Origin of the sequence: Aminobacter aganoensis (assembly GCF_014206975.1) — a bacterium.
In the GTDB taxonomy this organism is placed as follows: Bacteria; Pseudomonadota; Alphaproteobacteria; order Rhizobiales; family Rhizobiaceae; genus Aminobacter; species Aminobacter aganoensis.
Genome location: NZ_JACHOU010000002.1, coordinates 52,270 through 75,111, shown reverse-complemented (window position 1 = coordinate 75,111; position 22,842 = coordinate 52,270). Strand labels below are relative to the sequence as shown.

General features: G+C 63.9%; 17 protein-coding genes. 5 read left to right on the top strand and 12 right to left on the bottom strand.

The genetic code is table 11. The annotated features are described in order from the left end of the window. Positions 1-2 precede the first annotated feature (2 nt). Genes GGR00_RS04300 through glpD form a run of 3 tightly spaced genes read right to left on the bottom strand, consistent with a single transcriptional unit; the run spans position 3 to position 3,723 of the window. Positions 3-1,070, bottom strand: coding sequence for an ABC transporter ATP-binding protein (locus GGR00_RS04300; RefSeq protein ID WP_055979046.1), 1,068 nt, complete (start codon positions 1,068-1,070; stop codon positions 3-5). Positions 1,071-1,079: 9 nt separating this feature from the next. Then, on the bottom strand, positions 1,080-2,162 hold the full coding sequence (locus tag GGR00_RS04295; RefSeq protein ID WP_055979049.1) for an ABC transporter ATP-binding protein: 1,083 nt from the start codon (positions 2,160-2,162) through the stop codon (positions 1,080-1,082). A 37-nt stretch (positions 2,163-2,199) separates the two neighbouring features. Next, positions 2,200-3,723 (bottom strand): glycerol-3-phosphate dehydrogenase, encoded by a 1,524-nt coding sequence (gene glpD, locus GGR00_RS04290; RefSeq protein ID WP_184698197.1) that lies wholly within the window; start codon positions 3,721-3,723, stop codon positions 2,200-2,202. Positions 3,724-4,172: 449 nt separating this feature from the next. Here glpD and GGR00_RS04285 point away from each other — a divergent pair, with 449 nt between their 5' ends. Further along, positions 4,173-4,694 (top strand): c-type cytochrome, encoded by a 522-nt coding sequence (locus tag GGR00_RS04285; RefSeq protein ID WP_184698927.1) that lies wholly within the window; start codon positions 4,173-4,175, stop codon positions 4,692-4,694. Positions 4,695-4,774: 80 nt separating this feature from the next. Here the strand turns inward: GGR00_RS04285 and GGR00_RS04280 are convergent, their stop codons facing one another. The 7 genes from GGR00_RS04280 to GGR00_RS04250 form a co-directional block, all read right to left on the bottom strand. After that, on the bottom strand, positions 4,775-6,067 hold the full coding sequence (locus GGR00_RS04280; protein WP_055979063.1) for an NCS2 family permease: 1,293 nt from the start codon (positions 6,065-6,067) through the stop codon (positions 4,775-4,777). A 326-nt stretch (positions 6,068-6,393) separates the two neighbouring features. Next, the gene (locus GGR00_RS04275; RefSeq protein ID WP_184698192.1) at positions 6,394-7,479 is read right to left on the bottom strand and encodes an ABC transporter ATP-binding protein; all 1,086 of its coding nucleotides are present in this window, start codon (positions 7,477-7,479) and stop codon (positions 6,394-6,396) included. Continuing rightward, positions 7,476-8,405 (bottom strand): PfkB family carbohydrate kinase, encoded by a 930-nt coding sequence (locus GGR00_RS04270; protein ID WP_184698188.1) that lies wholly within the window; start codon positions 8,403-8,405, stop codon positions 7,476-7,478. The genes GGR00_RS04275 and GGR00_RS04270 overlap by 4 nt, the downstream gene beginning before the upstream one ends. Next, positions 8,406-9,428: an SIS domain-containing protein gene (locus GGR00_RS04265; protein ID WP_184698184.1), complete on the bottom strand. Its 1,023-nt coding sequence runs from the start codon at positions 9,426-9,428 to the stop codon at positions 8,406-8,408. It abuts the gene before it with no gap. After that, complete coding sequence (locus GGR00_RS04260) at positions 9,425-10,270, bottom strand: carbohydrate ABC transporter permease (RefSeq protein WP_184698179.1); 846 nt, start codon at positions 10,268-10,270, stop codon at positions 9,425-9,427. The genes GGR00_RS04265 and GGR00_RS04260 overlap by 4 nt, the downstream gene beginning before the upstream one ends. Further along, positions 10,270-11,154 carry a carbohydrate ABC transporter permease gene (locus GGR00_RS04255; RefSeq protein WP_184698175.1) on the bottom strand — a complete coding sequence of 295 codons (885 nt, stop codon included), beginning with the start codon at positions 11,152-11,154 and terminating at the stop codon, positions 10,270-10,272. The genes GGR00_RS04260 and GGR00_RS04255 overlap by 1 nt, the downstream gene beginning before the upstream one ends. 72 nt (positions 11,155-11,226) lie before the next feature. Next, on the bottom strand, positions 11,227-12,462 hold the full coding sequence (locus tag GGR00_RS04250; protein ID WP_055979293.1) for an extracellular solute-binding protein: 1,236 nt from the start codon (positions 12,460-12,462) through the stop codon (positions 11,227-11,229). Between the two features lie 240 nt (positions 12,463-12,702). On the opposite strand from GGR00_RS04250, the gene GGR00_RS04245 reads away from it, so the two are divergent. Then, on the top strand, positions 12,703-13,920 hold the full coding sequence (locus GGR00_RS04245; protein WP_055979079.1) for an ROK family transcriptional regulator: 1,218 nt from the start codon (positions 12,703-12,705) through the stop codon (positions 13,918-13,920). A 107-nt stretch (positions 13,921-14,027) separates the two neighbouring features. Here the strand turns inward: GGR00_RS04245 and GGR00_RS04240 are convergent, their stop codons facing one another. Beyond that, entirely contained in the window at positions 14,028-16,601 is a 2,574-nt protein-coding gene (locus tag GGR00_RS04240) for a DNA translocase FtsK (RefSeq protein ID WP_184698172.1), read from the bottom strand. Between the two features lie 260 nt (positions 16,602-16,861). Between GGR00_RS04240 and GGR00_RS04235 the strand changes: the two genes are divergently transcribed. Continuing rightward, positions 16,862-17,899 (top strand): BamA/TamA family outer membrane protein, encoded by a 1,038-nt coding sequence (locus GGR00_RS04235; protein ID WP_156381328.1) that lies wholly within the window; start codon positions 16,862-16,864, stop codon positions 17,897-17,899. 9 nt (positions 17,900-17,908) lie between these two features. Here GGR00_RS04235 and GGR00_RS04230 read toward each other — a convergent pair whose 3' ends face one another. Continuing rightward, positions 17,909-18,991 (bottom strand): GNAT family N-acetyltransferase, encoded by a 1,083-nt coding sequence (locus GGR00_RS04230; RefSeq protein ID WP_055979087.1) that lies wholly within the window; start codon positions 18,989-18,991, stop codon positions 17,909-17,911. A 508-nt stretch (positions 18,992-19,499) separates the two neighbouring features. On the opposite strand from GGR00_RS04230, the gene GGR00_RS04225 reads away from it, so the two are divergent. Both GGR00_RS04225 and GGR00_RS04220 read left to right on the top strand, forming a co-directional pair. After that, positions 19,500-20,345 carry a glycoside hydrolase family 16 protein gene (locus GGR00_RS04225; RefSeq protein WP_082496672.1) on the top strand — a complete coding sequence of 282 codons (846 nt, stop codon included), beginning with the start codon at positions 19,500-19,502 and terminating at the stop codon, positions 20,343-20,345. After that, complete coding sequence (locus tag GGR00_RS04220) at positions 20,258-22,810, top strand: phosphotransferase (protein ID WP_184698169.1); 2,553 nt, start codon at positions 20,258-20,260, stop codon at positions 22,808-22,810. The genes GGR00_RS04225 and GGR00_RS04220 overlap by 88 nt, the downstream gene beginning before the upstream one ends. Positions 22,811-22,842: the final 32 nt, after the last annotated feature.

Sequence of the window (22,842 nt, the reverse complement as noted above, 5' to 3'; positions counted from 1 at the left end):
GGTCAGGCTCCCATCTCGACGCGCCAGGACTTGTCGTAGAGGTTGATGCCGGCGGGGTCGAACGTGACACGCGCATCGGCGGGCACCTGGTCGTCCTCGCCGAGGATAGCTGCGATCTCGCGGCCCTCGAGGCTGGCGCGGACCACCTTGTGGCGGCCGATATCCTCGACCTTGCGCACGGTGACAGGCATGCCCGCGGCGCCGAGCCGGACATATTCGGGCCGGATGCCGAGTTCGATCTCGTTGCCTTCGGCCTTTGGGCTGCCGGGCAAGTCGATGACCTGGCCGCCAAGGCGGGCGCGATTGCCTTCGACACTGACCGGCATCACGTTCATGCCGGGCGAGCCGATGAAGTAGCCGACGAAGGTGTGCTTGGGGCGCTCGAACAGCTCGGCAGGGGTACCGATCTGGACGATCTCGCCGTCATACATCACCACCACCTTTTCGGCGAAGGTCAGGGCCTCCGTCTGGTCGTGCGTGACGTAGATCATGGTGTAACCGAAGCGGCGGTGAAGTTGCTTGAGCTGCGAGCGCAGCACCCACTTCATGTGCGGGTCGATGACGGTCAGCGGCTCGTCGAACAGGATGGCGTTGACGTCCGAGCGTACCAGCCCGCGGCCGAGCGATATCTTCTGTTTCTGGTCGGCGGTCAGCCCGCGCGCCTTGCGCTTGGCCCAGCTGGCAAGGTCGATCATGTCGAGCGTCTCGCGCACCTTGCGGTCGACGTCGGCTTCGGCGACGCCGCGGTTACGCAACGGGAACGCCAGATTGTCGTAGACGGTCATGGTGTCGTAGATGACCGGGAACTGAAACACCTGGGCGATGTTGCGCTCCTGCGTCGACAGCCGGGTCACGTCCTTGCCGTCGAACAGCAGCTGCCCGTGCGAGGCGTGCAGCAGCCCCGAGATGATGTTGAGCAGCGTGGTCTTGCCGCAGCCCGACGGGCCGAGCAGCGCGTAGGCGCCGCCGTCGTCGAAGCTGTGATGCACCTCGCGAAGGGCATAGTCCTTGTCGGACTTCGGGTTGGCGCCGTAGGCGTGGCGGATATGGTTCAGGTCGATGCGTGCCATTTCGCCCTCCTACGCTGCCAGCTGCGATGGCGCGGCGGCAGAACGGCCGTTCGCGTCGAAAACCATGACGTGGCGAGGGTCGATGAAGACCTCGATGGTCTCGTCCGGCTCGAACTGGCGGATGCCAGGCGTGAGCATCACCCAGCGGGCATCCGCGAAATCGAGGTGCACGAAGCTTTCGGAGCCGGTGATCTCAGTCACCGTCACCTTGGCCTTCACGCCAACCGCATCTGTGTTGCGCTTCTCGAAAGAAAGATGGTGGGGCTGGAAGCCGATCGTATAGCTGGCGTCGGCAATGCCGGCGAGGTCTGCCGGCACCGGGAGGTCCACCCCACCATCAAGCTGGAAACTGCGGCCGCTCTTCTTCAGCACGATCGTGTTGAGCGGCGGGTCGGCAAAGGTCCGCGCCGTGATCAGGTCGTTCGGCTTGCGGAACACCTCGATCGTCGGACCAAACTGGGTGATACGGCCTTCCGACAGAGTCGCCACATTGCCGCCGAGCAGCAGTGCTTCATGCGGTTCGGTCGTGGCATAGACAAAGATCGCGCCGGTTTCGGCGAAGATCTTCGGCAGTTCTGCGCGCAGTTCTTCGCGCAGCTTGTAGTCGAGATTGGCCAGCGGCTCGTCGAGCAGCACCAGCCGGGCATTCTTGACGATGGCGCGGGCAAGCGCGGTGCGCTGCTGCTGGCCGCCGGAGAGATTGAGCGGGGTGCGGTCGAGATAGGGCGTCAGCTTGAGCAGTTCGGCGGCGCGCTTGACCTCCTGGTCGATCCTGGCCTTGTCGGCGCCGGCAACACGCAGCGGCGAGGCGATGTTTTCGTAGACCGTCATCGCCGGGTAATTGATGAACTGTTGGTAGACCATGGCGATGTTGCGCTTTTGCACCGGCACGCCGGTGACGTCCACGCCATCGAACCAGACCGAGCCGGCGGTCGGCTTGTCGAGCCCGGCCATCAGCCGCATCAGGCTTGTCTTGCCGGACAGCGTCGGCCCGAGCAGCACGTTCAGGCTGCCGTGCTGCAGGTTGAGCGAGACGTCGCGGATGTGGTCCGCGCCGGCAACCGCCTTGGTTACATTGCGTAGTTCCAGCATTTCCCCTCCTCCCAGGGCAGATATCAGGCGGTGGCGCCTACTCCGCCGCGGCGTTGTGCACGCCCGGGCTTATTCCATGCATGAATTCGTCGAGTGACGCGGCCTGCTCCTTGGCGAGCTTGAGGCCGCGCTTGGTTCGCCGCCACAAGATGTCCTCCGCCGTCAAAGCCCATTCGTTGGCGACAAGGTATCGGACTTCTGCCTCGTAGAGGTCGGCGCCGAAATTGCGCCCCAGGTCTGCCTCGGACCTCGCAAGGCCGAGCAAGGCTTTGGCGCGCGTGCCGTAAAGGCGTGTCAGGCGCCGCGCCAGACGCATGTCGAGGAATGGATAGGCGGCCTTGAGCTTCACCACCTCCGCATCGAAGGCGGTTGCCTCGAACTCGCCGCCGGGCAGGGCTGCCGTCGCGGTCCAGGATTTGCCCTTCTTGCCCAGGTGTTTTTCGATGATTTCCAGCATCGACTCGGCAAGGCGCCGGTAAGTGGTGATCTTGCCACCGAAGATGTTGACGATCGGCGCCTGGCCTTCGCGCCCGTCGGACTTCAGCACGTAGTCGCGCGTCGCTTCCTGGGCCTTGCTGGCGCCATCGTCATAGAGCGGCCGCACGCCGGAATAGGTCCAGACGATGTGTTCGGGCTTTACCGGTTCGGCGAAATATTCGCTTGCTGCGTCGCACAGGTAGCTGATCTCGGCCTGGCTGATCTTGGCCTGGCGCGGGTCGCCGTCATAGTCCTGGTCGGTGGTGCCGATGAGGGTGAAGTCTTCCTCATAGGGAATGGCGAAGATGATGCGCCCGTCCTTGTTCTGGAAGAAATAGGCGCGCGGGTCGTCGAACTTCTTTGCCACCACGATGTGGCTGCCCTGGACCAGCCGCACATTGTGGACGTTGTTCTGCCCGACGGTCTCCGTCAGCACATGGTCGATCCACGGGCCGGCGGCGTTGACGATCAACCGTGCCTTGACCTCCTCGACCTGGCCGTTGCGCAGATCTTCGACGGCGATATTCCAGTGGCCGTTGTCGCGCCGCGCGCTCGTCACCTTGGCGCGGGTGCGGATGACGGCGCCGCGGTCGGCCGCGTCGCGGGCATTGAGCACCACCAGGCGGGCGTCGTTCACCCAGCCGTCCGAATATTCGAAGGCGCGCGCAAACATCGGCTTCAGCGGCTTGCCGGCGGCGTCGCTGCGCATGTCGAGCGTGCGGGTCGGCGGCAGCAATTTGCGGCCGCCGATATGGTCGTAGAGAAACAGCCCGAGACGGATCAGCCAGGCAGGACGCAGGCCCTTGGCGTAAGGCAGGACGAAGCGCATAGGCCAGATGATGTGCGGTGCGTTGCGCCACAGCACTTCGCGTTCCATCAGCGCTTCGCGCACGAGCCTGAACTCATAGTGCTCGAGATAGCGCAGGCCGCCATGGATCAGCTTGGTCGAATAGGACGACGTGCCGCTGGCCAGATCGCTCATTTCGGCGAGATAGACGGAGTAGCCGCGCCCAGCCGCGTCCCGGGCGATTCCGCAGCCGTTGATGCCGCCGCCGATGACGAAAATGTCGTATATCTCGGGCATGCTCACGCCTTCGTCGCCTTTTCGCAGTGCAGCAATTTCAGGGTATTCCGAAGCTCGATTTCGATTATTTCGAACTAGAAATGAATGTCAAACGAAATATAGCGATGATCGTGCCGTTGCGCATTACGTCGCGTAGGGCATTGGATTTCAGCGATCTGGTTGCGATTTTTGCGCGGATTGCACTGAATATTCTGTTCTTGCGCCCGCGAAACAGGGTTCAGCGTGGCGATTGCACGACATTTGTTGACCGCAATGTTCGTTTTTTGGGATGCCTGGCGAAAACGAAAGGGCCTCGCGGCAGCCTGGATCGAGGTCATGATGAAGCGATCCCTGCTGGTCAGGGTCCCGCATGGGTGCGAGAATTAGGGCGTCCCGCACCTATGCCAGGGCGGGGACGACAGGCGGCGGAACGCGAGGGAGCAGAAACAGGCAACGTCAGGGGTGAAACGATGTTTCGAACACCAATTGGACTTGCATTGTGGGCCGCGACAATCGCCGCATCTTCGGCGGCCATTGCTGACGAGGCGCAGGTTGCGCGAGGCGAATATCTCGTGACGATGGGTGGTTGCACCGACTGCCACACGCCGGGCTATCTCTTGGGAAAGCCCGATGATTCGAAGTATCTCGGCGGCTCGGATGTCGGCTTCGAGATTCCGGGGCTGGGTGTCTTCGTCGGCCGCAACATCACGCCCGACAACGAGACGGGCATCGGCAAGTGGACAGCCGAGCAGGTCGTCACGGCGCTCCAGACCGGTCAGAGACCGGACGGGCGGGAACTGGCGCCGATCATGCCGTGGCGTGCCCTGGCCCAGCTCACCCCCGAAGACGCGGCCGCAATTGCAGCTTTTCTCAAGAGCGTGAAGCCGGTCAGCAATGCGGTGCCGGGGCCGTTCAAGCCGGGCGAAAAGGTATCGACCTTCACGTTCCGGATCTTGCCGCCGGGCGAAACCGCAGCAGCGGCGCCAAAATAGGCCCGCAGCCCGTGGGGCTGGGCTGGAACGAAAATCGCCGGAGGCCGCTGGCGCAGCCTCCGGCGATGCTTTGTCGAGCCTTAGTGCGGGAAGAAGGCGAAGCGGATGATGAACAGCGCCGCGACCAGCCACGTTGCCATGTGCACCTCGCCGGGGCGTCCGGTCAGGAGCTTGAGCGCTGCGTAGGTGACGAAGCCGAACGCGAGGCCGTTGGCGATCGAATAGGTGAACGGCATCATCAGCGCGGTCAGCGCCGCAGGAGCTGCCTCGGTGATGTCGGCCCATTCGACCTCGACCAGCTCGCGCATCATCAGGCAGGCGACATAGAGCAGGGCGGGAGCGGTCGCATAGGCCGGCACCGAGCCAGCCAGCGGCGAGAAGAACAGCGCTGCGAGGAACAGCACGCCGATGACCAGTGCGGTGAGGCCGGTGCGGCCGCCGGCCTGGACGCCCGAGGCGCTCTCGACATAGGCGGTGGTGCTGCTGGTGCCGAGCAGCGAGCCGGCGACGATCGCCGTGCTGTCGGCCAGCAGAGCGCGGCCGAGGCGATTGGGCTTGCCTGGCTCGATCAGCCCGGCCCGCTTGGCGACGCCGATCAGCGTTCCGGTTGCGTCGAACACCTCGACCAGCACGAACACCAGGATGACATGGACAAGGCCCGCGTGCAGGGCGCCGACGACGTCGAGCTGCAGGAAGGTCGGCAGGATGGAAGGTGGCATCGAGACGATGCCGTTGAACTGGCTGACGCCGAGCGCCATCGAGGCGACGGTGATCACCAGGATGCCGATCAGGATAGCGCCACGCACCTTGAGTGCGTCGAGGGCGGCGATGATGAAGAAGCCGGCGATAGCCAGGAGCGTTCCGGTCTGGCTGAGGTCGCCCAGCGTCACCAGCGTTGCGGGGCTCGCAACGACGATGCCCGAGCTTTTCAGCGCGATGATGCCGAGGAACAGGCCGATGCCGGCGGCGATCGCACTACGCATCGAGTGCGGGATGCCGGCGATCAGCCAGCTGCGCACGCCGCTGACGGTCAAAAGCAGGAAGATGACGCCCGAGATGAAGACGGCGCCCAGCGCCTGCTGCCAGGAAAAGCCCATCGCGCCGACCACCGTGAACGCGAAGAAGGCGTTCAGGCCCATGCCCGGCGCCATGCCGATCGGCCACTTCGCCAGAAGGCCCATGATCAGCGAGCCGAGCGCTGCGGCAAGGCAGGTGGCCACGAACACGGCGTTGCGGTCCATGCCCGTCGACGACAGGATCTCGGGATTGACGAAGATGATGTAGGCCATCGTCAGGAAGGTCGTGACGCCGGCGATCACCTCGGTGCGCACCGTCGTCCCTTGTTCCTTCAGGTTGAAATACTTCTCGAGCACTCTTTGCTTCCTCCCATGTGGCGCGGGGAGCGGCCGTCCGTCACGCGCAAGGCTGCGATGGCCCATGATCCCGAGTGGATCGAAGAACCCCGTGGCCTTGCCGAGCGTTGCTGCTCCTCACACCGTCGGCTTTGACGCTGTTCCAGCGTGTCCATCCCAGCCGACTGTGACCAATGATCCAGCGCAGGACATGGCTGCCTGCGCAAACCGGGGTAACTTCTGCTCGTTGCATGGATGGCACAAGAGGCCAGACAGCCAATTCTGTGAGAAGCAGTTTCGCGTTTTTGGGGAGGAATTGCCGGCCTTATGAAACCCAGCGTCGTGTCCTACGGCGCCCCTTCGCAAGCCAGCCCGGTCGTGGGATCGAAAAGATGCAGTGCTTCTTCCTCGAAAGCAAATCTGCGGCTTTCACCTTCGCCGAGACGCGTGCGTGGCGCAAGGCAGGCAATCAGCTTCTGCCCGCCGATTCGAGCTGTCGCGATCAGTTCCGGACCGGTCAGTTCGACGACCTCGACCTTGGCAGGCAACGTCAGGCCGACTGCACCTTCGGCTGCGAGCCGGAGCGCCTCGGGGCGTATGCCAAGGGAAAGGCGGGTCCCGTCGCCGATCGTTGCATATCGCGGTGGCAGCGGGATCGTCACGTCGGATCCTGCAATCTCAAGCAGGCCATTGCGCACGGTGACATCAAGGATGTTCATCGGCGGCGCGCCGACGAAGCCCGCCACATAGAGCGTGGCTGGGCGGTTGTAGATCTCTTCGGGCGTGCCGAGCTGCTCGATCCGGCCGTCCTTCATCACCGCGATCCGCGTCGCCAGCGTCATCGCCTCGATCTGGTCGTGGGTGACGTAGACCACCGTCGTCCGCAGCATCTGGTGCAGGCGCTTGAGCTCGGTACGCATCTCAAGCCGCAGCTTGGCATCGAGGTTGGAAAGCGGTTCGTCAAACAGGAACACCTGCGGCTTGCGCACCAGCGCGCGGCCGATGGCGACGCGCTGGCGCTGGCCGCCGGAGAGCTGGCTCGGCTTGCGGTCGAGCAGCGCCTCGATCTGCAGCAGCCGCGCTGCCTCCTGCACGGCCTTGTCGCGCTCCGCGACCGGCACCTTGCGCATCTCGAGCCCGAAGCCGATGTTCCGGCGCACGCTGAGATTGGGGTAGAGCGCGTAGGACTGGAACACCATGGCGATGTCGCGGTCCTTGGGATGAACGCCGAGAATCGAGCGGTCGCCGATCCTGATGTCGCCGCTCGTCGCTTCGGCCAGCCCGGCGATGATGTTGAGCAGGGTGGACTTTCCGCAACCCGACGAACCGAGCAGGACCAGGAACTCGCCGCTCTGCAATGAAATGTCTATGCCCTTCAGTGTTTCGACGGCCCCGTAGTTCTTGCGGATGTTCTGGATTTCAAGCGCACTCATGCAATGTCGTCCCTGAAATCCGGCAAGTGGCCATAGCTGCGGGGCAAGGTGGAGATCGCGCGCGATGCAACCTGCGTTCCAGCAGCGAGGCAGGTGGCGAGCGGCTGGCCCTTGGCAAGGGCCGCGAGAAAAGCCGAGTTGAAGACGTCGCCGGCGCCGATGGTATCGACGACCTTCACCTTTGGGGCGCCTGCCGACACCAGCTCGCCGTCGGCACCGATGGCAATGGCGCCATCCGGTCCGCACTTGACCACCACGACGGCCCCCTTGCGCATGCTGGACCAGATCGTCCGTGCCGCCTCTGCTGGATTGTCGCGGCCAGCCAGCGTCGTTGTTTCGACTTCGTTCAGCAGCGCGCAATCGCAGCGGGATAGCCAGGTGCGGGTCGTTGCACAGTTCGCTTCGGTCCAGCCATCCGGCGGCCAGCCAGTGTCGAGAACGACCGAGATGTCGTGGCCATGCGCCCAGTCGAAAATGGCGTCGTAGTCTTGGGCGAGGTCAGTGGTCAGGAACGAGCCGCACAGCAGGGCATAGCCGCCGGACAGTCGCTTGCCGTCGAGCACCGAAAGCGTGTCGGCGAGGCTGAAACGGGGCAGGTGCCCATGCGTGGTGAAGAACGTCCGTTCGCCGTCGGGGTGTGTGATGCCGACTGACAGCGTCGTCCGCTCGGAAGAGATGGCCCACTTCGCCGCGCGGCGGCCAAAGGCGGTCCGCAGCCACAGGCCGAACTGGTCGTTGCCGACATTCGCCGCAATCTCGAAGTCAACGCCGAGCGCCTCCCACGCAAGAGCCGAATTGCCCGCCTGGCCGCCGACGCGCAACTCGTCGTGGTCGACGATGATTTCCGTGCCGGCCTTCGGCCAGGGGGCGGTCGGTCCGAGAATGAGGTCGACATTGACGTTGCCGATCACCGCAAGTGGCCGCATTCATTCGCTCCGGGTGATCTTGGTCGATCGCACCGGAGTGCCGGCATCATCGACGCGGGCATCGGCAAATGCGATCATCAGGCGCTGCGCCGTGGGCAGCATTGCGAAGATGGCGGCCATGCCGGTGGCCGGCTTGAACCGAAGCGTGACTGCACCGGCTACCGGGCTCTTTGCGGACGAATCGAAGATGACGACTGGTGCTCCGGTGTCGATTGCCGACACTGCCATGGCCGTGACGAGAGCGGCGGTCGGATCGTCGCCGCGAAACAGCACGACGCCGATGTCGGGGCCGAGCATTTCCATCGGCCCATGCCGAAGCTGCCCGCCTTCAAGCGAGAAGCACGGCCGCCGCGACAACTCCGTCAGGCCGAGGGCCAGTGCTTCGGCAACGCCTTGCAGGCGGCGTCCCGACGTGACGACGGCAGCGACGTTCGCCAGCGCGGCGAGAGCCGGACGGATGTCGACGACTTCAGGTGCCTGGAGCGCGACGAGCGCCCCGCTCGGGTGTTCGCCAAGTGCGGCCAGGATGGCGAGATGCAGGGCCAGGGTGACGGTCAGGCTTCGCGTTGCCGCAAAGGCGAGCTCGGTGCCGCCGATGCCGACCAGCGAAGGCGCGGTGCGGGCCAGGAAGGAGCCTGCCTCCAGCGTCAGTCCGAATGTCTCGGAATTTCCGCCGGTCTCGGCAAACCAGCGCAGGACTTCGGCGCTTTCGCCCGATTGCGAGGTCATCAGCACTGTGCGGCCGTCAAGTGCCAGCGGCTGCCCGAGCTGCTCCGACAAGGGCAGCGCGATGGCATCGATGCCGAGGGCGCGATAGAGCGGCTCGACTGCGCGGCCCACCGCATGCGAACCGCCCATGCCGAGCAGCAGCAACTGCCCCGTGCTGGCCAGGGATGCGGCAACCCTGGCCGCCGTCTCGGAGGCTTCGGCAAACGATGCCAGCGCATCGCCATACTGGCGCGCCATTTCGCGGTCGATCGCCACGAGCCCGGCGGGCCTGGTCTTTTGTGGGGTCATGGTCATCCTTTCACGCCGCCGCTGGTCAGCCCCGAAATCAGGGCGCGCTGCATGACCAGGCCGATCAGCACCGGGGGCAGCGCGGCCAGGACGCCCGCCGTGGCAATCAGCCCGTAGTCGGAGACGCGGCCGCCGGCGAGATCGGCGATGGCCACTGTCAGCGTCTTGGCGCGCAGGTCCGACGTGAACAACAGTGCATAGAAGAACTCGTCCCACGCAAGCAGCAGCGCAAACAGTGCCGACGTCGCCATCACGGGCGCTGCCAGCGGCAAGGTGATGATACGCAATGTCTGGAACAGGCTGGCGCCGTCGATCATCGCGGCGGACTCGATTTCGCGCGGTATGGAATCGAAGCCCGACTTCATCAGCCAGGTGGTGAACGGCGCAAGGATGGTCAGGTAGACGAGCGCCAGGCCGAAGATGTTGTTGAGCAGGCCGAGCCAGGCAAGGCCCATGTACAGTGGGACGGACAGCGCCACCGGCGGCAGCATGTAGGTGGCGATCACCACCGACAGCGACCAGCCAACCTGAGGCGTGCGCGACACCGCCCAGCCGGCCGGGATGGCCAGCGCGATCGCTGCAATCGTTGCCATGCCGGCGATCCTCAGGCTGTTCCACAGCGAGGCGACAAAGGCGGCACCCGCGCTGTTTTCGGCCGTCGACAGCAGCATCGCGTATCGCGAGAAGTCGACTTCCTGCGGCCACCAGCGCAACGGCTTGGCCGAAAGATCGGCGGCAGGCGAAATGCTCATGACGAACAGCCACAGCACGGGCGCCAGGATCACGATCGCCAGCAGAAGCGCCGATGCGTAGACGAAGACAGTGAAGAGCGGGCTTTTGCGTTCCATCAGGCGGTACTCCCCGCAGCCTTCCTGACCAGGGCGGCATAAGCGACGGCCAGGACCGTGACCAGCAAGGTGACGATCAGCGCCAGCGATGCGCCGGAACCGGCGCGCTGGAACGAAAATGCCTCCTGGTAAACGAGAATCGACAGCGTTCTGGTCGAATTGGCGGGCCCGCCGCGGGTCATCACCCAGATGATGTCGAAGACCTTGAATGCCTCGATGGTGCGCAACACCAGCGCCACCAGAAGCGGCCCGACGAGATAGGGCAGGATGACGAAGCGGAAGCGCGCGAGCGGCCCCGCACCATCGACCATAGATGCCGCGGTGATGTCGCGCGGCACGGCCTGCAAGGCGGCCAGGGCGATGAGCGCGACGAGCGGAAAATTCTTCCAGCAATCGGCAACGATGAGGGCGGCGAGCGCGGTGTTGGGTTCGCCGAGCCAGGAGCGATAGGCGTCGAGGAGGCCGATCTGCGTCAGTGCGGCATTCAACGCGCCATATTCGGGATTGTAGATCAGCCGCCACAGCGTGGCGTTGACCACCGTCGGCAGCGCCCATGGCAGGATCATCAGCGCACGCAACAGCGTGCGGCCACGGAACTGCTGGTTCAGCAACAAGGCGGCAAGAACGCCCAGTACCATCTCCGCGGCGACGGAGATGACCGCAAACCAGGTCGTCGTCACCAGCGTGCGCTGGAAATTCGAGCCCGAAAGCATCTTTGCGTAGTTGTCGAAGCCGACGAAGTTGCCCTCGGTGCCGACGAGCTTGGCGTCGGTGAAGGACAGACGAACGGTGTCGACGAGGGGCCAGCCGATGACTGAAACCATGACCACAAGCAAAGGCAGCATCAGCAGCCATGCGCGGGTCGTCATCCATGAGCCCGACATGAGGCGACTCTTTATTATTGGAAACGAAAGGGCCGGGCGGCCGGAGCCGCCCGGAAGTTGGGGCAGTAAAGCTTACAGGCCGCTGTTTTCGGCAGCCCCCTTGAGCGCGTCTTCCGGCTTGGCTTGACCAAGCAGGGATTCCTGAATTGCCTGCTGCAGCGCCGTCGACAGCTCCTGGTACTTCGGCGTCGTCGGGCGCGGATACATCGCGGCCAGGCCGATCTTGGCTGCGGCGATCAGCTCTTCCTGTCCCTTGGTGACGGCCGGATCCTCGTATGACGAAGCCCAGATCGGCAGGCTCAGCTTGGCATACTGGTTCTGCGTCGCCTGCGAGGTCATGAAGGTGATGAATTTCCACGCCTCGTCGGGGTTCTTGCTGGCCGTGGTGATGCCGAGACCCATCGAACCGTTGACGGCCGACACCTCGCTCTTGCCTGCGACGCCGGGGGCGGGAACGACGCCGACCTTACCCGCGACCTTGCTGTCCTTGGGGTCGTTGGCCATGTTGTACATGTAGGTCCAGTTGAGTGCGAAGGCGGCTTCGCCGTTCTGGAAGACCTTGCGGACGTCCTCTTCGAGGAACTCCTTGGAGTTCGGGTTGGTCAGGCCGGAGGTGTAGCTGGTCACCATGTAGTTCAGCGCGTCGAGCCCGCCGCCGCTCTGGAACGCCGGCTTGCCGTCCTTCAGGAATTCACCGCCATAGGCGCTGACCAGCGTGGTGTAGTCGCAGATCGCGGCTTCAGCCTGCGACCAGCTCCACGAGATCGGTGTTGCCAGCAGGCCCTTGTCCTTGATGATCTTGGCCTGTTCGGCCAGTTCATCCCAGGTCTTGGGTGGATTCTGGATGCCCGCCTTCTCTAGGATTTCCTTGTTGTAGAACAGATACTTGGTGTCGAGAATCCAGGGCATCCCATAAGACTTGCCGTCATAGTTGACGGTGGTCCAGGCGCCCGGCAGCACGCCCTTCTTCATGTCGTCGGTGATGCGCGAGGAGACGTCGACCAGCACGTTGTTGCTGGCATATTCGGCGGGCCAGATGACGTCGAACAGCACCACGTCGTAGCCGCCCGAACCCTGGGCCAGCACGGTCTTGTCGTGCAAGCCTTCATAGGGCACGAATTCGAGGTTCACCTTGATGTCGGGATTGGCCTTGGTGAAGGCTTCACTCATGGCCCGCACGTCCGCCTCGCTGTAGGCGGCCTGCGCCATGAACAGCGCATTGATTGACGTTTCGGCGAAAGCCTGGGGCACGAAAGCCGCGCCAATGAGAGCCGCCCCAAGCAGCATCCTGCTAAACGATTTCAACATTGCATCCTCCATTATCTGACGTTGGCAATTCCTGCGATGCCGGCGCCACGCGCCGTCATCTCGCTTCGGAAAGGCATCGCGCGAAGGTCTCGGCGTTCTTTCCCAGGCGGTGTCACAGTCGAAAAGCGCGACGGCTCCAGCCGTCTTCATTCCCCGGAACTCTCACGGCTCCTTATTAAGTCAACTGACTTGACTTATTACTTCTGCAATTATCTATTGGAGTCAAGAGGGGAAACAGCGGTGAACGATATCAGGCCCATCCGAGCCACCAGCGGCACCAACCAGGAGGGCGCGAGCGCCCACAACCGCCGCGTCATGATCGACGCGTTGCGGCTCAATGGCGCCCTGTCGCGTGCCGACCTGGCTCGGGCGACGCAACTCACCAAGCAGGCCGTGTCCAACATCATCGACGAGCTTGAGCGCGACGGTTTCGTGGTGCCGCTGGAGGCGGTGAGAAAGGGCAGGGGCCAGCCATCTACGCCCTACCGGCTGCTGCCCGAAGGCGCGTTTGCCATCGGCCTGCAGATCGACCGGCACCTGACCCGCGCCGTTGCCGTCGACCTCGTCGGCACCGTCCTGGTCCGTTCGGAGGCGAACCTGCCGCCCGACGATCCCTCGGGCGGTGTCAGGGTCATTCTCGGCCTGATCGAGGGCATCAGGGCGAAGCTTTCGCGCATCTCGGCGCAGTCGGAAAAGCGCCTTGTCGGCCTCGGCGTTGCCATGCCCGGCCCATTCGGGCTGGAAGAGTTCGGCGACAACAAATGGATGATGCCGGCCTGGCAGAAATTTCCGCTGCTCGAGACGCTTGCCGCCGGCACAGGGCTGGAGGTCGGCCTGCAGAACGACGCTGCGGCCTGCGCCACGGCAGAGCGCATGGTGGGTGCGGCACATGGCGTCGACCACGCCGTTTGTCTCTATGTCGGATACGGTATCGGCGCCGGCCTCATCCTCAATGGCGAACTCTACCGTGGCGGCAACGGCAATGCCGGCGAGATCGGCATGGCGCTGCTGTCGCCGCGTGGCGCCGACGGCACGGTCCTGGAGCACCGGGCCTCGCTCGCCTCGCTCTATCAGCATCTGGAACTCGATCCTTCCGATGCCGGTCTCTACGAACGTGTCGATGCACTCGCCATGGCCAGGGACCCGGAATTGCTGGCTTGGGTGAATGCCGCCGCCCAGGACCTGCGCTGGAGCGTCCACCTCATCGAAACGGTTTTCGATCCGCAGACTGTTATCCTGACCAGCGGTGCCCCCGAGGCGCTCGCCCGCCTCATCCTGCAAGCCATGCATCCGCTGCTACAGTCGATCGCCGCCCGGCCGGACCGAACCTTGCCGCGCCTGCAGTTGGGCATCACCGATCCGTGGTCGATCGCGCTCGGGGCTGCTTCGGAGCCGATCAGCCGGGCGTTCGATCCGCGCTTTTCGGCAATCCTCAAGAGCCGCGCCATCGCCGGGTAGACCATCTGGCAGTTAGCTGACGAGGTCATAGCAAAAATGCCCAGGACGGGGGACCGTCTTGGGCATTTCTGGTTTGAAGCATTGCGCTGGGATTCACCCGGCGGCCATCACTCCATGTCGTCGGGTCCGTTTCCCGGCTCGCGACGGCCGAGCATGATCTCGCGCTTGCCGACATGGTTGGGTGCACCGACGATGCCTTCCTTTTCCATGCGCTCGACCAGCGAGGCCGCGCGGTTGTAGCCGATGCCGAGGCGACGCTGGATGTAGGAGGTCGAGCACTTCTTGTCGCGCAGCACCACCTTGACCGCTTCGTCGTAGATGTTGTCGCCGTCCTCGGCGCCCATGCTGCTCTTGTCGAAGACCGGGCTCTCGTCGGCCTCAGGCGCCTCGTCCTCTTCGTCGGCCGTGACGGTCTCGAGATATTCGGGCCGTCCCTGCGACTTGAGATGGGCGACGACCTGCTCGACTTCGGCGTCGGAGACGAATGGGCCGTGGACACGGGCGATGCGGCCGCCACCGGCCATGTGCAGCATGTCGCCCTGGCCGAGCAGCTGTTCGGCACCCTGTTCACCCAGAATGGTGCGGCTGTCGATCTTCGACGTCACCTGGAACGAGATGCGGGTCGGGAAGTTGGCCTTGATGGTGCCGGTGATGACGTCGACCGACGGGCGCTGCGTCGCCATGATCAGGTGGATGCCGGCGGCGCGCGCCATCTGTGCGAGCCGCTGGATGGCACCCTCGATCTCCTTGCCGGCGACCATCATCAGGTCGGCCATCTCGTCGACGATGACGACGATGTAGGGCATCGGCGCGAGGTCGATCTCCTGCTCATCGAACAGCGGCGCGCCGGTGCCCTTCTCGAAGCCGGTTTGCACCTGCATCACCACCGTCTCGCCCTTGTCGCGGGCAACGGCGGCACGCTGGTTGTAGCCGTCGATGTTGCGCACGCCGAGGCGCGCCATTTTGCGATAGCGGTCCTCCATTTCGCGCACGGCCCATTTCAGCGCGGTCACAGCCTTCTTGGGGTCGGTGACGACAGGGGTCAGGAGATGCGGGATGCCGTCATAGACCGACAGTTCCAGCATCTTGGGATCGACCATGATGAGGCGGCATTCCTCCGGCTTCAGCCGGTAGAGCAGCGACAGGATCATGGTGTTGATCGCGACGGACTTGCCCGAGCCGGTGGTGCCGGCAACGAGCAGGTGGGGCATCTTGGCGAGCTCGGCGATGACGGGTTCGCCGCCAATGGTCTTGCCCAGGCACAGCGCGAGTTTGCAGCTCGTATTGCGGAAGTCGCCGGACTCGATCAGTTCGCGGAAGTAGACGGTTTCGCGCGTTTCGTTGGGCAGCTCGATGCCGATGACGTTGCGGCCGGGGATGACGGCCACGCGTGCCGAAATCGCCGACATCGAACGCGCGATGTCGTCTGCGAGGCCGATGACGCGGGAAGACTTGACGCCCGGCGCCGGCTCGAATTCGTAGAGTGTGACGACAGGCCCCGGGCGGACATGGATGATCTCGCCGCGCACGCCGAAATCCTCGAGCACGCTTTCCAGAAGGTCGGCGTTCTGCTCCAGCCGCTCCTGCGACATGTAGAAGCCCTGGCCTTCCGGCGGCAGTTGCAGCAGTTCCTCGGAGGGGAGTTCGTACGTCTCGCCCGCATGGGAGTGAATGAGCGCAGCCATCGGAGGCAAGGGCGAGGCCGGCCGCGCCACTGGAACCGGCATGGTGATTTCCACGCTTTTGGCCGCCGGCGCCGGAACGGCGTCATTGGCTGCGACCAGCGGCGCGATGGCAGATTCCTGCAAGGCTCTTGCCGGCGCTGCCTCGGCGATCGCAGTCTTGGGCTCGACGGGTGTAAGTGCTGCAGAGGCCGATGTGGCAGCGGATTGCGCCTTGGAAGGGCGCTCGATGACGCGGAACAGCGAGGTGACATCGATCGCCGGAGCCGGGCGTTCATCGACGTGCCTTGCGGCAACGGGAGCCGGTGCAATTGGTGCCGTCACGGCGGGCGCCACGCGGGCCTGGACAGGTGCCGAAGGCACGGCGAGCCTGGTGCTTTCGACCACGTATGGCGCCATGAACTCGAAGAATGCGTGGTCGGAGAGATACGACCAGCGCGTCTCTTGGCCGCTCGTTCCGGCAGTCGCCGCGTCGGTCTGCCGGGGCGTTGGCCGCTGCGCCATTGCGGTCGTAGCCGTGGCCGTCGCCGGCGCGGCTGATCGCAGAACCTGTGCCTTTTCGACGACACGCTGCAGCGGACCGGCCGGCGACGGATGCGCCCTGCTGCCTGTCGTTGGCTGCGCGGTGTCCCGATTGTTCACCGGTGCCACTGGCCGCTGGCCGGTCGAAGATGCCTGGGAGTCAACGGGTGCGGCGGTTTCAATCCCTGCGACATCGGCTTCGGTGTCGCGTGGCGAACGTTTCGCCGCCTCGTAGTCGGGCGTGCGGGTGAAGCGCACATTGGGTGCGAGGAAGAAATAGTCCTGCCAGGTGGGGCTTTCCACCCCGCCAGGTTTCGGAGAGCCGGCCGGTAGATTGCCACCGGGCTTCATGTAGGTCTGTTCGTCGCCATAGAGGTTGACGACCCGCCCGGAATGGCCGGCGCCTCCCGGCTGCTCGGAGCTGTCGGGCGAGGCGGGGTTGGAAGGATTGATTCGAGGATAACGCGTGGATGCCATACTCAAGACTCGCCGGTGAAACGTACCCCCGAGCAATAGGAAGCGAGTGGTTAACAGTTCCTTCCCGTCGGGCTCGGCTTTTGTCGCAGCGCCGTTCCTGTGGCGCAGGTGAGACGTTCGCTTCGGCGCACGTCAGCGAATGGGGATGACGCGTGTCGCGAGACCCTGAGCGATGGAACCGGCCAAGGCTATTCCCACTCCGGCAAGGCGCGGTGTATGAATGAGCTGTGACAGCGAGAGACATGCCAGGAGCAAGGTTCTTGCCAGCCATTGTCCTGACGATGGCTTTTGGGGCAATTCTGTCGTGGCTGGTGGGCGTTGGTTTTGCTGCCGACTTTCCCTCCATCGCACTTGAGCCGACCTCCGATGCCGCCCTCGACAGGGCGCTGCGAGCCAGCCTGAACGCCCCGGAACTGGAGCGGTCGAGGGCCGGTATCGAACGGCCGGGGCCCTGGCAATCACTCGTCGAAGCCGAGCGGCTTCGTCTGGTAGAGATGATGCGTGGCCAAGGCTATCGCGAGGCACGCATCGCAGTCTCTGGCCCTTCGGATGGAGTTTTGCCGTCAAAGGTCGTGTTCAAGCCGCAACCCGGCCCGCTCTATCGTGTCGGCCTTATCGAGCTCGATGGTGTTGGCAGCCTTGCCCAGGCGGTCCGCGACGACATCGCCCGGCAGATGGCCACCGCCGCCGGCAAGCCGGCAAAAGGCGAGGTCCTTGCGATTCTGGAGGATGAGATACTTTGGCGCATTCGCAGCGCGTCGTATCCTTTCGTCCGCATTGCCGGCCGCGAATTGCAGCCGATGCCGGGCCGGCCGCTGGCGGTGGCGCGCATCGCAGTCGATCCTGGCGCCATGGCCAGCATTGGTGCCGTCACCTACAGCGGGCTTGTCGGCCTCAAGGAAGCGGAACTAGTCCGCCTGCAGCCATTCAAGCCTGGCGACGCCTATGATCCGCTGGTGCTGGACCGTTTCCGTGAGGCGCTGATCGCCCATCCCTCGATCAGGACGGCAAGGGTGCTGAGCGCCGACGGCGTTGACGACAAGGGCCAGTTGCAGCTCAAGGCAGAGATTGGCGAGGAGCAGTTGGGAGTTGACGACGCTGCCGGCGGCTATCGCAATGGTCTCATTGCCGTGGCATCGGCCATCGCGGTTCTGGCCTTTCGCCAGATGTCGGTTGCCAGCTTGCGACCAGATCGCACGCGCTGGCCATGGTGGCTCGAGGCAGCGACCATGGTGGTGCTCGCGGCGGCGTTCTTTTTCGCAGCGCAGCGGCTGGTGTTGCTGGCAGTGCCGGGATGATGTCCGTCTTCAGGTGTCCTTGAAGCCGATCATCCACTTCGCGGCCCTGCGCAGGCGTGCGTCCGCAGCCGTGATCGGCAGCTTCTCCAGGAAATATTCTGCATGCGGATGTGGCGTGGCGCCAAATCGCTGCTTGTAGTGTGCCAGCGAGGCGGAGGCGCCGGTCTCGCCGAAATGGTAATACCGGCATCCGCTGCGGCAGGCTTCCTCGATGGACAGTTTCTGGATCAGGTCGTTGGCGCCGGATGTGCCGAGTGCCTGCCGATCTATCGCGCCGCGGGCGTCGTTGACGTTTCCATATTGAAGCACGAATGCGGCCGCTGCCGGCCTGCCGTCCACCCACGCGATCCAGACGTGGCATGCCTCGCCGAAGTGCCTGGCAATCGAGCTGAACTTGGCCATCGGGTCGCGTCGGCCGCCGCGCAGGTTTGCGAGCAGGCGTGGCTCGTGCTGCTTGTCAGCCCATCGGTTGAAGGACGAGCGAAGCAATTGATGGAACACCGGCACCAGCCTTCCGGTCGTATCGCGCTCGACGACGATGCTCGTGCGCTCGGCCTTGCGAACGCGTGTGCGTGTCGTCTTCTTGAAACGTTTCGACCAAACTTCTTCGAAGCCGCCTTTCAGGTCGAGCACGTGGGCAAGCCCCGGCACGACGGTGACGGACGGCGGCGCTGCGGCCGACCACAGATGTGCATGCCGTGGGTTCGGCCTGACCGCAACCCTGAGATAGGGCAGGCTGGCCAGGTCCTCGAAAATGGCGCGCAGGTGTTCTATCCTGGGTGGTGCCGAAGAGATGACCCCGCCGCGGCCCCAGGCATAGGGCATTGACTCGGCGACCGACAGCCGATCGGGCAGCCCACTGCGGCTGACCATCGGCAGGATGTATTGATGGCCACTGTCGAAGCGATAGGCGCGGCTTGCATCCTTGTGCTTGCCGAGTGCGCAAAGGGCGTCGAGCCAAGCCGGCGACTGATACGGAAGGGCTTCGTGATCGAGCAGCATCAGGCGCCGCCAGACCTCGCGCGGCGCAGGGCTTTGGACGACGAACCCGCGCGATCGCGCGACTGCCGCTGCCAGCGGGTTCTCGGTCATCGTGAAATCCGTCGGGTCCGTGAACCCCTCCCGTTTTGCCGGCCGGTGTCGCTGGTCTTGCAAAATTGCAATTGCGCGCAGGCGAGATTTACTTTCACAGTTTCGTGTTTTTCAAGAAGCATCCATAATCTGAATTGATAGAGATTTTCGATCAACAATTTATTATTTGTTCGCTGCGGTGTGGATTATAGACTTGAAAATCAGCATGTAAGTAAATCATTCGATCTATTACGAGTATGTAGAGATAGTTGGTCTGCTCAAATTGACGTGATCGTTTTCGGTTTCGGTGATCTTTCCTGGTGCCCTGTAACGGCATTGTCATTTACCGCGACAGGTAAAATTGCTTGACGAACCGTGCTCCGGTCGGCCCTAGTTAACAGATCGTAAGCGACGGACTGCCTGACACAGTTGGCAAATGCGCGCGATCCGTTTTGCGGAACCACGCAGGCAACTTCAGGCTGGCATGTACTACGGCGGGCCAATGTAGTCGGACCTATTGGGTTGGTGCATGGTTATGGGATCTTGGGGTGCGGCGCTGGTAGGGCTGGCGTGTGTTTGGTGGTTTTCGCTTGAAGGCGCTTCGGCCCGAAACCTCGAGCCGCCGCTCATCAAGGGGCAATGGGAACGAATCTTCACCGAGGAGTTCAACCGGCCGAGGCTAGACCGCAGCAAATGGACCCGCTGCTACTGGTGGGACAAGGGCGGCTGCACCAACCTCGCCAACAATGAACTGCAGTGGTACATGCCCGACAATGTCAGCGTTGCCGGTGGGCATCTGCGCCTGACGGCACGGCCTGAGAACGTTTCAGGCCACGAGGGCCGTATCTTCAACTACACATCCGGCATGGTGACGACGGGGCGCGACTACCTCGAGCGGGCACAGCTCGACCGTTTTGCCACGAAGTACGGCTACTTCGAAATCCGGGCCAAGGTGCCGCGCGGCAAGGGCCTGTGGCCGGCCATCTGGCTGCTGCCGTCGACGCAGGAACCGCGCCCTGAGATCGACATTCTTGAAGTGCTCGGCCACGCGACCAGCACTTACGAGATGCACCTGCACTATCTCGACAAGCAGAAGAACTGGAAGAGCGCCGGCAAGAATGCCAAGACCGTCGACCTCGCCGACAACTGGCATGTGTATGGGCTGGAGTGGCGAAAGGACGCCGTCATCTGGTACCTTGATGGCAAGGAGATGTGGCGCTACACCAACCAGGAAGGCATTTCCCAGGAGCCGATGTACCTCCTCATCAACCTGGCGGTGGGCGGGAATTGGCCGGGCTCGCCCAATGCCAGGACGAAGTTCCCGGCCGAGTTCCTGGTCGACTATGTCCGGGTCTGGCGGCGCGTCGGGCAATGACCGCACATCCGCCCAGCCTGCGGCACTCTGGATCGGGACCTATCCCGGGCAGAGGCAGGCGCGGGTGGAACTGGAAATCGCTTGTGCCGTCGGGATTGATGGCGTCGTCGCTGCTGCGCAACGGCTACGCCCTCATCGCCAACAGCGGGCTAAGCGCCGTACTGGGCTTGGCCTTCTGGTTTCTGGCGGCGCGCTACTGCTCGCAGGAGGCGATCGGTCTCGGTGGTGCGATCACTGCGACCATCGTCAACCTCTCCAATGCCGCCCAGCTTAATTTCGGCAATCTGCTCGTCCGTTTTGTTCCGACCATCGGGAACCGCTCCGGCAGGCTGATTCTGTTTGCCTATGCGACATCGGTGGTTGCCTCGGTCATCGTGGCGGCAGTCTTCCTGCTCGTCGTCGGCGCATTCATGCCGAAGCTCGACGTGCTGACGGATAGCGTCGGCGTCATCGCCTGGTTCGTGGCGACCGTCGCCATCTGGTCGGTCTTTGCCCTGCAGGACAGCGCGCTTTCGGGCCTGCGGCAGTCGATATGGGTTCCCGTCTCCAAGACGATCTATCAGGTCGTCAAGATTGCGATGCTGGTGCCGCTTGCCCTCGTCGGCCTCGGTTGGGAAGCGATAGCGCTGTCTTGGACGGCGCCGGTCTTGGTCTTTGTCCTTGCCGTCAACCTGCTGATCTTCAGGCACCTGTTGCCGAAGGCCGGACCGGGGGATCCACGGCTGTTCGACCGCCGCGCCATGGCCCGCTTCTTCGGCTGGGATTATATCGGTTCGGTGTCGATGATGGTGGCATGGACTGCCACCCCCCTGATTGTGCTCAACCTCGTCGGTGCTGCCGAGAGCGCCAGCTTCTTCGTTGCGTGGACGATCTTCACCTCCCTCTACTATGTCGGCAGTTCGATGGGGCTTTCGCTGCTCGCCGAAGGCGCAAGCGACAGCGGCAGGCTGCGCACGCTCGCCGCCGATGCCGCCGTCATGTCGGTGCTGCCGCTGCTCGGCCTCGTGGTGCTGATGCTGGTGTTCGCGCATCCGGTGATGTCGGTCTTCGGCGCCGCCTACGCCGCCGAAGGTGCCTCCATCCTGCGTGTCTTCACGATCACCAGCGTCGTCTCCGCGGTACTGTCGATCTACCTCTCGATTGCCCGCACCAAGGGTTGGATGCGGTCGGTCGCTGCCGTCGAGGTTTCGCTGATGGTGCTGGCGCTTGGCGCTGGTGCCGTTCTCGTGCGCCTCCAGGGGCCGATCGGTATGGCCCATGCCTGGCTGCTGGCCATGCTGGTAGTCACATGCGGCATTGGCGTCGTCGCCCTTGTCAGCAATCGACGCCACAGCCTGCACGATTGGAGCTTGGCCTTGGCGCACTCGCTGAGCCGGCTCGCGGGCCCGTTGCTGCCGTCGGGACGTCGCCATGTGGCCGTTCTGCCCGGCGAGACCGATCTCGTGCCGGTGCTCGGTTTGACCGGCACGCCGGACGCTTTCCGCTGGCAGGCGCTGTCATCCGGGCAGGGACCGGAAGGAACGGCAATCATTTACCTTGGCGATCATGCTGACGATGGTCGCGCTGAACACGGTTTCGATACGCATGCCATTTTGCGCAGCGCGCGCGATCCCGTCGCCGCCGCCTATCTCGAGCGGATGATCGACAATCTCGACCTGCTGCGCGCCGACCCGCGACTTGAAGGGCTGCTGCCGCTGCTGCCCTCTCTGCTGGCCGTCCGGCGTGCGGACGGCATTGTCGAATGCATGGAGTCGATGGTTGCGGGCGAGGATGGCAATGCATTGTTGCAAACCCCGATGCGCCTTCAGTTCGGGCTCGCGGAAGCGGCCCGCGCCATGGCCCTGCTGCACGACCAGACATCATCCTTGCAAGCCATCGACGAAATCTGGTTCCGGGAATGGGTCGAGCGCCCCGCGGCCCAGTTGCTGCACCTGAAGGGTTCGCTGATGTCGCCGGCCCGGCGGAAGCAGGCGCTCGAAATGTTTGTGGCGGCGCAGCGCAGGTACTGGCTGGAGCGGGACGAGCGTCTCGGCTGGTGCCACGGCGACCTGCAGTTACGCAATCTCCGGTTTTCCAGGACTGGCGGCGCCGGCGTCAGGCTCGCGAGCATTCTTGAATGGGGCAATGCGCGATCGAACGCGCCAGGCGGTTTCGACAGTTGCGGCCTAGCGATCGCGGCGCGCATGAGCGCTTCGACGGAACCGTTGGGTGGTGTCGTTGCCGACCTTCTTTGGGAGCCGGCCTGGCATGTGGACGAAAGAACCTGGCTTTCCGGCGCTGCTGACGACGATCGCCACTGGAGCAGAGATACCGAAGCGATCCGCGCAATGGTTGGTCTGGTCTGGCTGCATCAGGTCAGCGAGCGGTCAAGGGATCGCAATCGCAGCGAAGTCAGCCGGCTCTGGATAGTTTCGAATGTCGATCGCGTCCTTCGTATCGTATCCTCCAATGGAGGCGCGATATGAATGTGATGGCGACCGAAGTGATCCCTGCTGCC

Coding starts and splice junctions, on each gene's coding strand:
- GGR00_RS04300 (WP_055979046.1), bottom strand. CDS start 1,070: ATGGCACGCATCGACCTGAACCATATCCGCCACGCCTACGGCGCCAAC.
- GGR00_RS04295 (WP_055979049.1), bottom strand. CDS start 2,162: ATGCTGGAACTACGCAATGTAACCAAGGCGGTTGCCGGCGCGGACCAC.
- glpD (WP_184698197.1), bottom strand. CDS start 3,723: ATGCCCGAGATATACGACATTTTCGTCATCGGCGGCGGCATCAACGGC.
- GGR00_RS04285 (WP_184698927.1), top strand. CDS start 4,173: ATGTTTCGAACACCAATTGGACTTGCATTGTGGGCCGCGACAATCGCC.
- GGR00_RS04275 (WP_184698192.1), bottom strand. CDS start 7,479: ATGAGTGCGCTTGAAATCCAGAACATCCGCAAGAACTACGGGGCCGTC.
- GGR00_RS04270 (WP_184698188.1), bottom strand. CDS start 8,405: ATGCGGCCACTTGCGGTGATCGGCAACGTCAATGTCGACCTCATTCTC.
- GGR00_RS04265 (WP_184698184.1), bottom strand. CDS start 9,428: ATGACCATGACCCCACAAAAGACCAGGCCCGCCGGGCTCGTGGCGATC.
- GGR00_RS04260 (WP_184698179.1), bottom strand. CDS start 10,270: ATGGAACGCAAAAGCCCGCTCTTCACTGTCTTCGTCTACGCATCGGCG.
- GGR00_RS04255 (WP_184698175.1), bottom strand. CDS start 11,154: ATGTCGGGCTCATGGATGACGACCCGCGCATGGCTGCTGATGCTGCCT.
- GGR00_RS04250 (WP_055979293.1), bottom strand. CDS start 12,462: ATGTTGAAATCGTTTAGCAGGATGCTGCTTGGGGCGGCTCTCATTGGC.
- GGR00_RS04240 (WP_184698172.1), bottom strand. CDS start 16,601: ATGGCATCCACGCGTTATCCTCGAATCAATCCTTCCAACCCCGCCTCG.
- GGR00_RS04230 (WP_055979087.1), bottom strand. CDS start 18,991: ATGACCGAGAACCCGCTGGCAGCGGCAGTCGCGCGATCGCGCGGGTTC.
- GGR00_RS04225 (WP_082496672.1), top strand. CDS start 19,500: ATGGTTATGGGATCTTGGGGTGCGGCGCTGGTAGGGCTGGCGTGTGTT.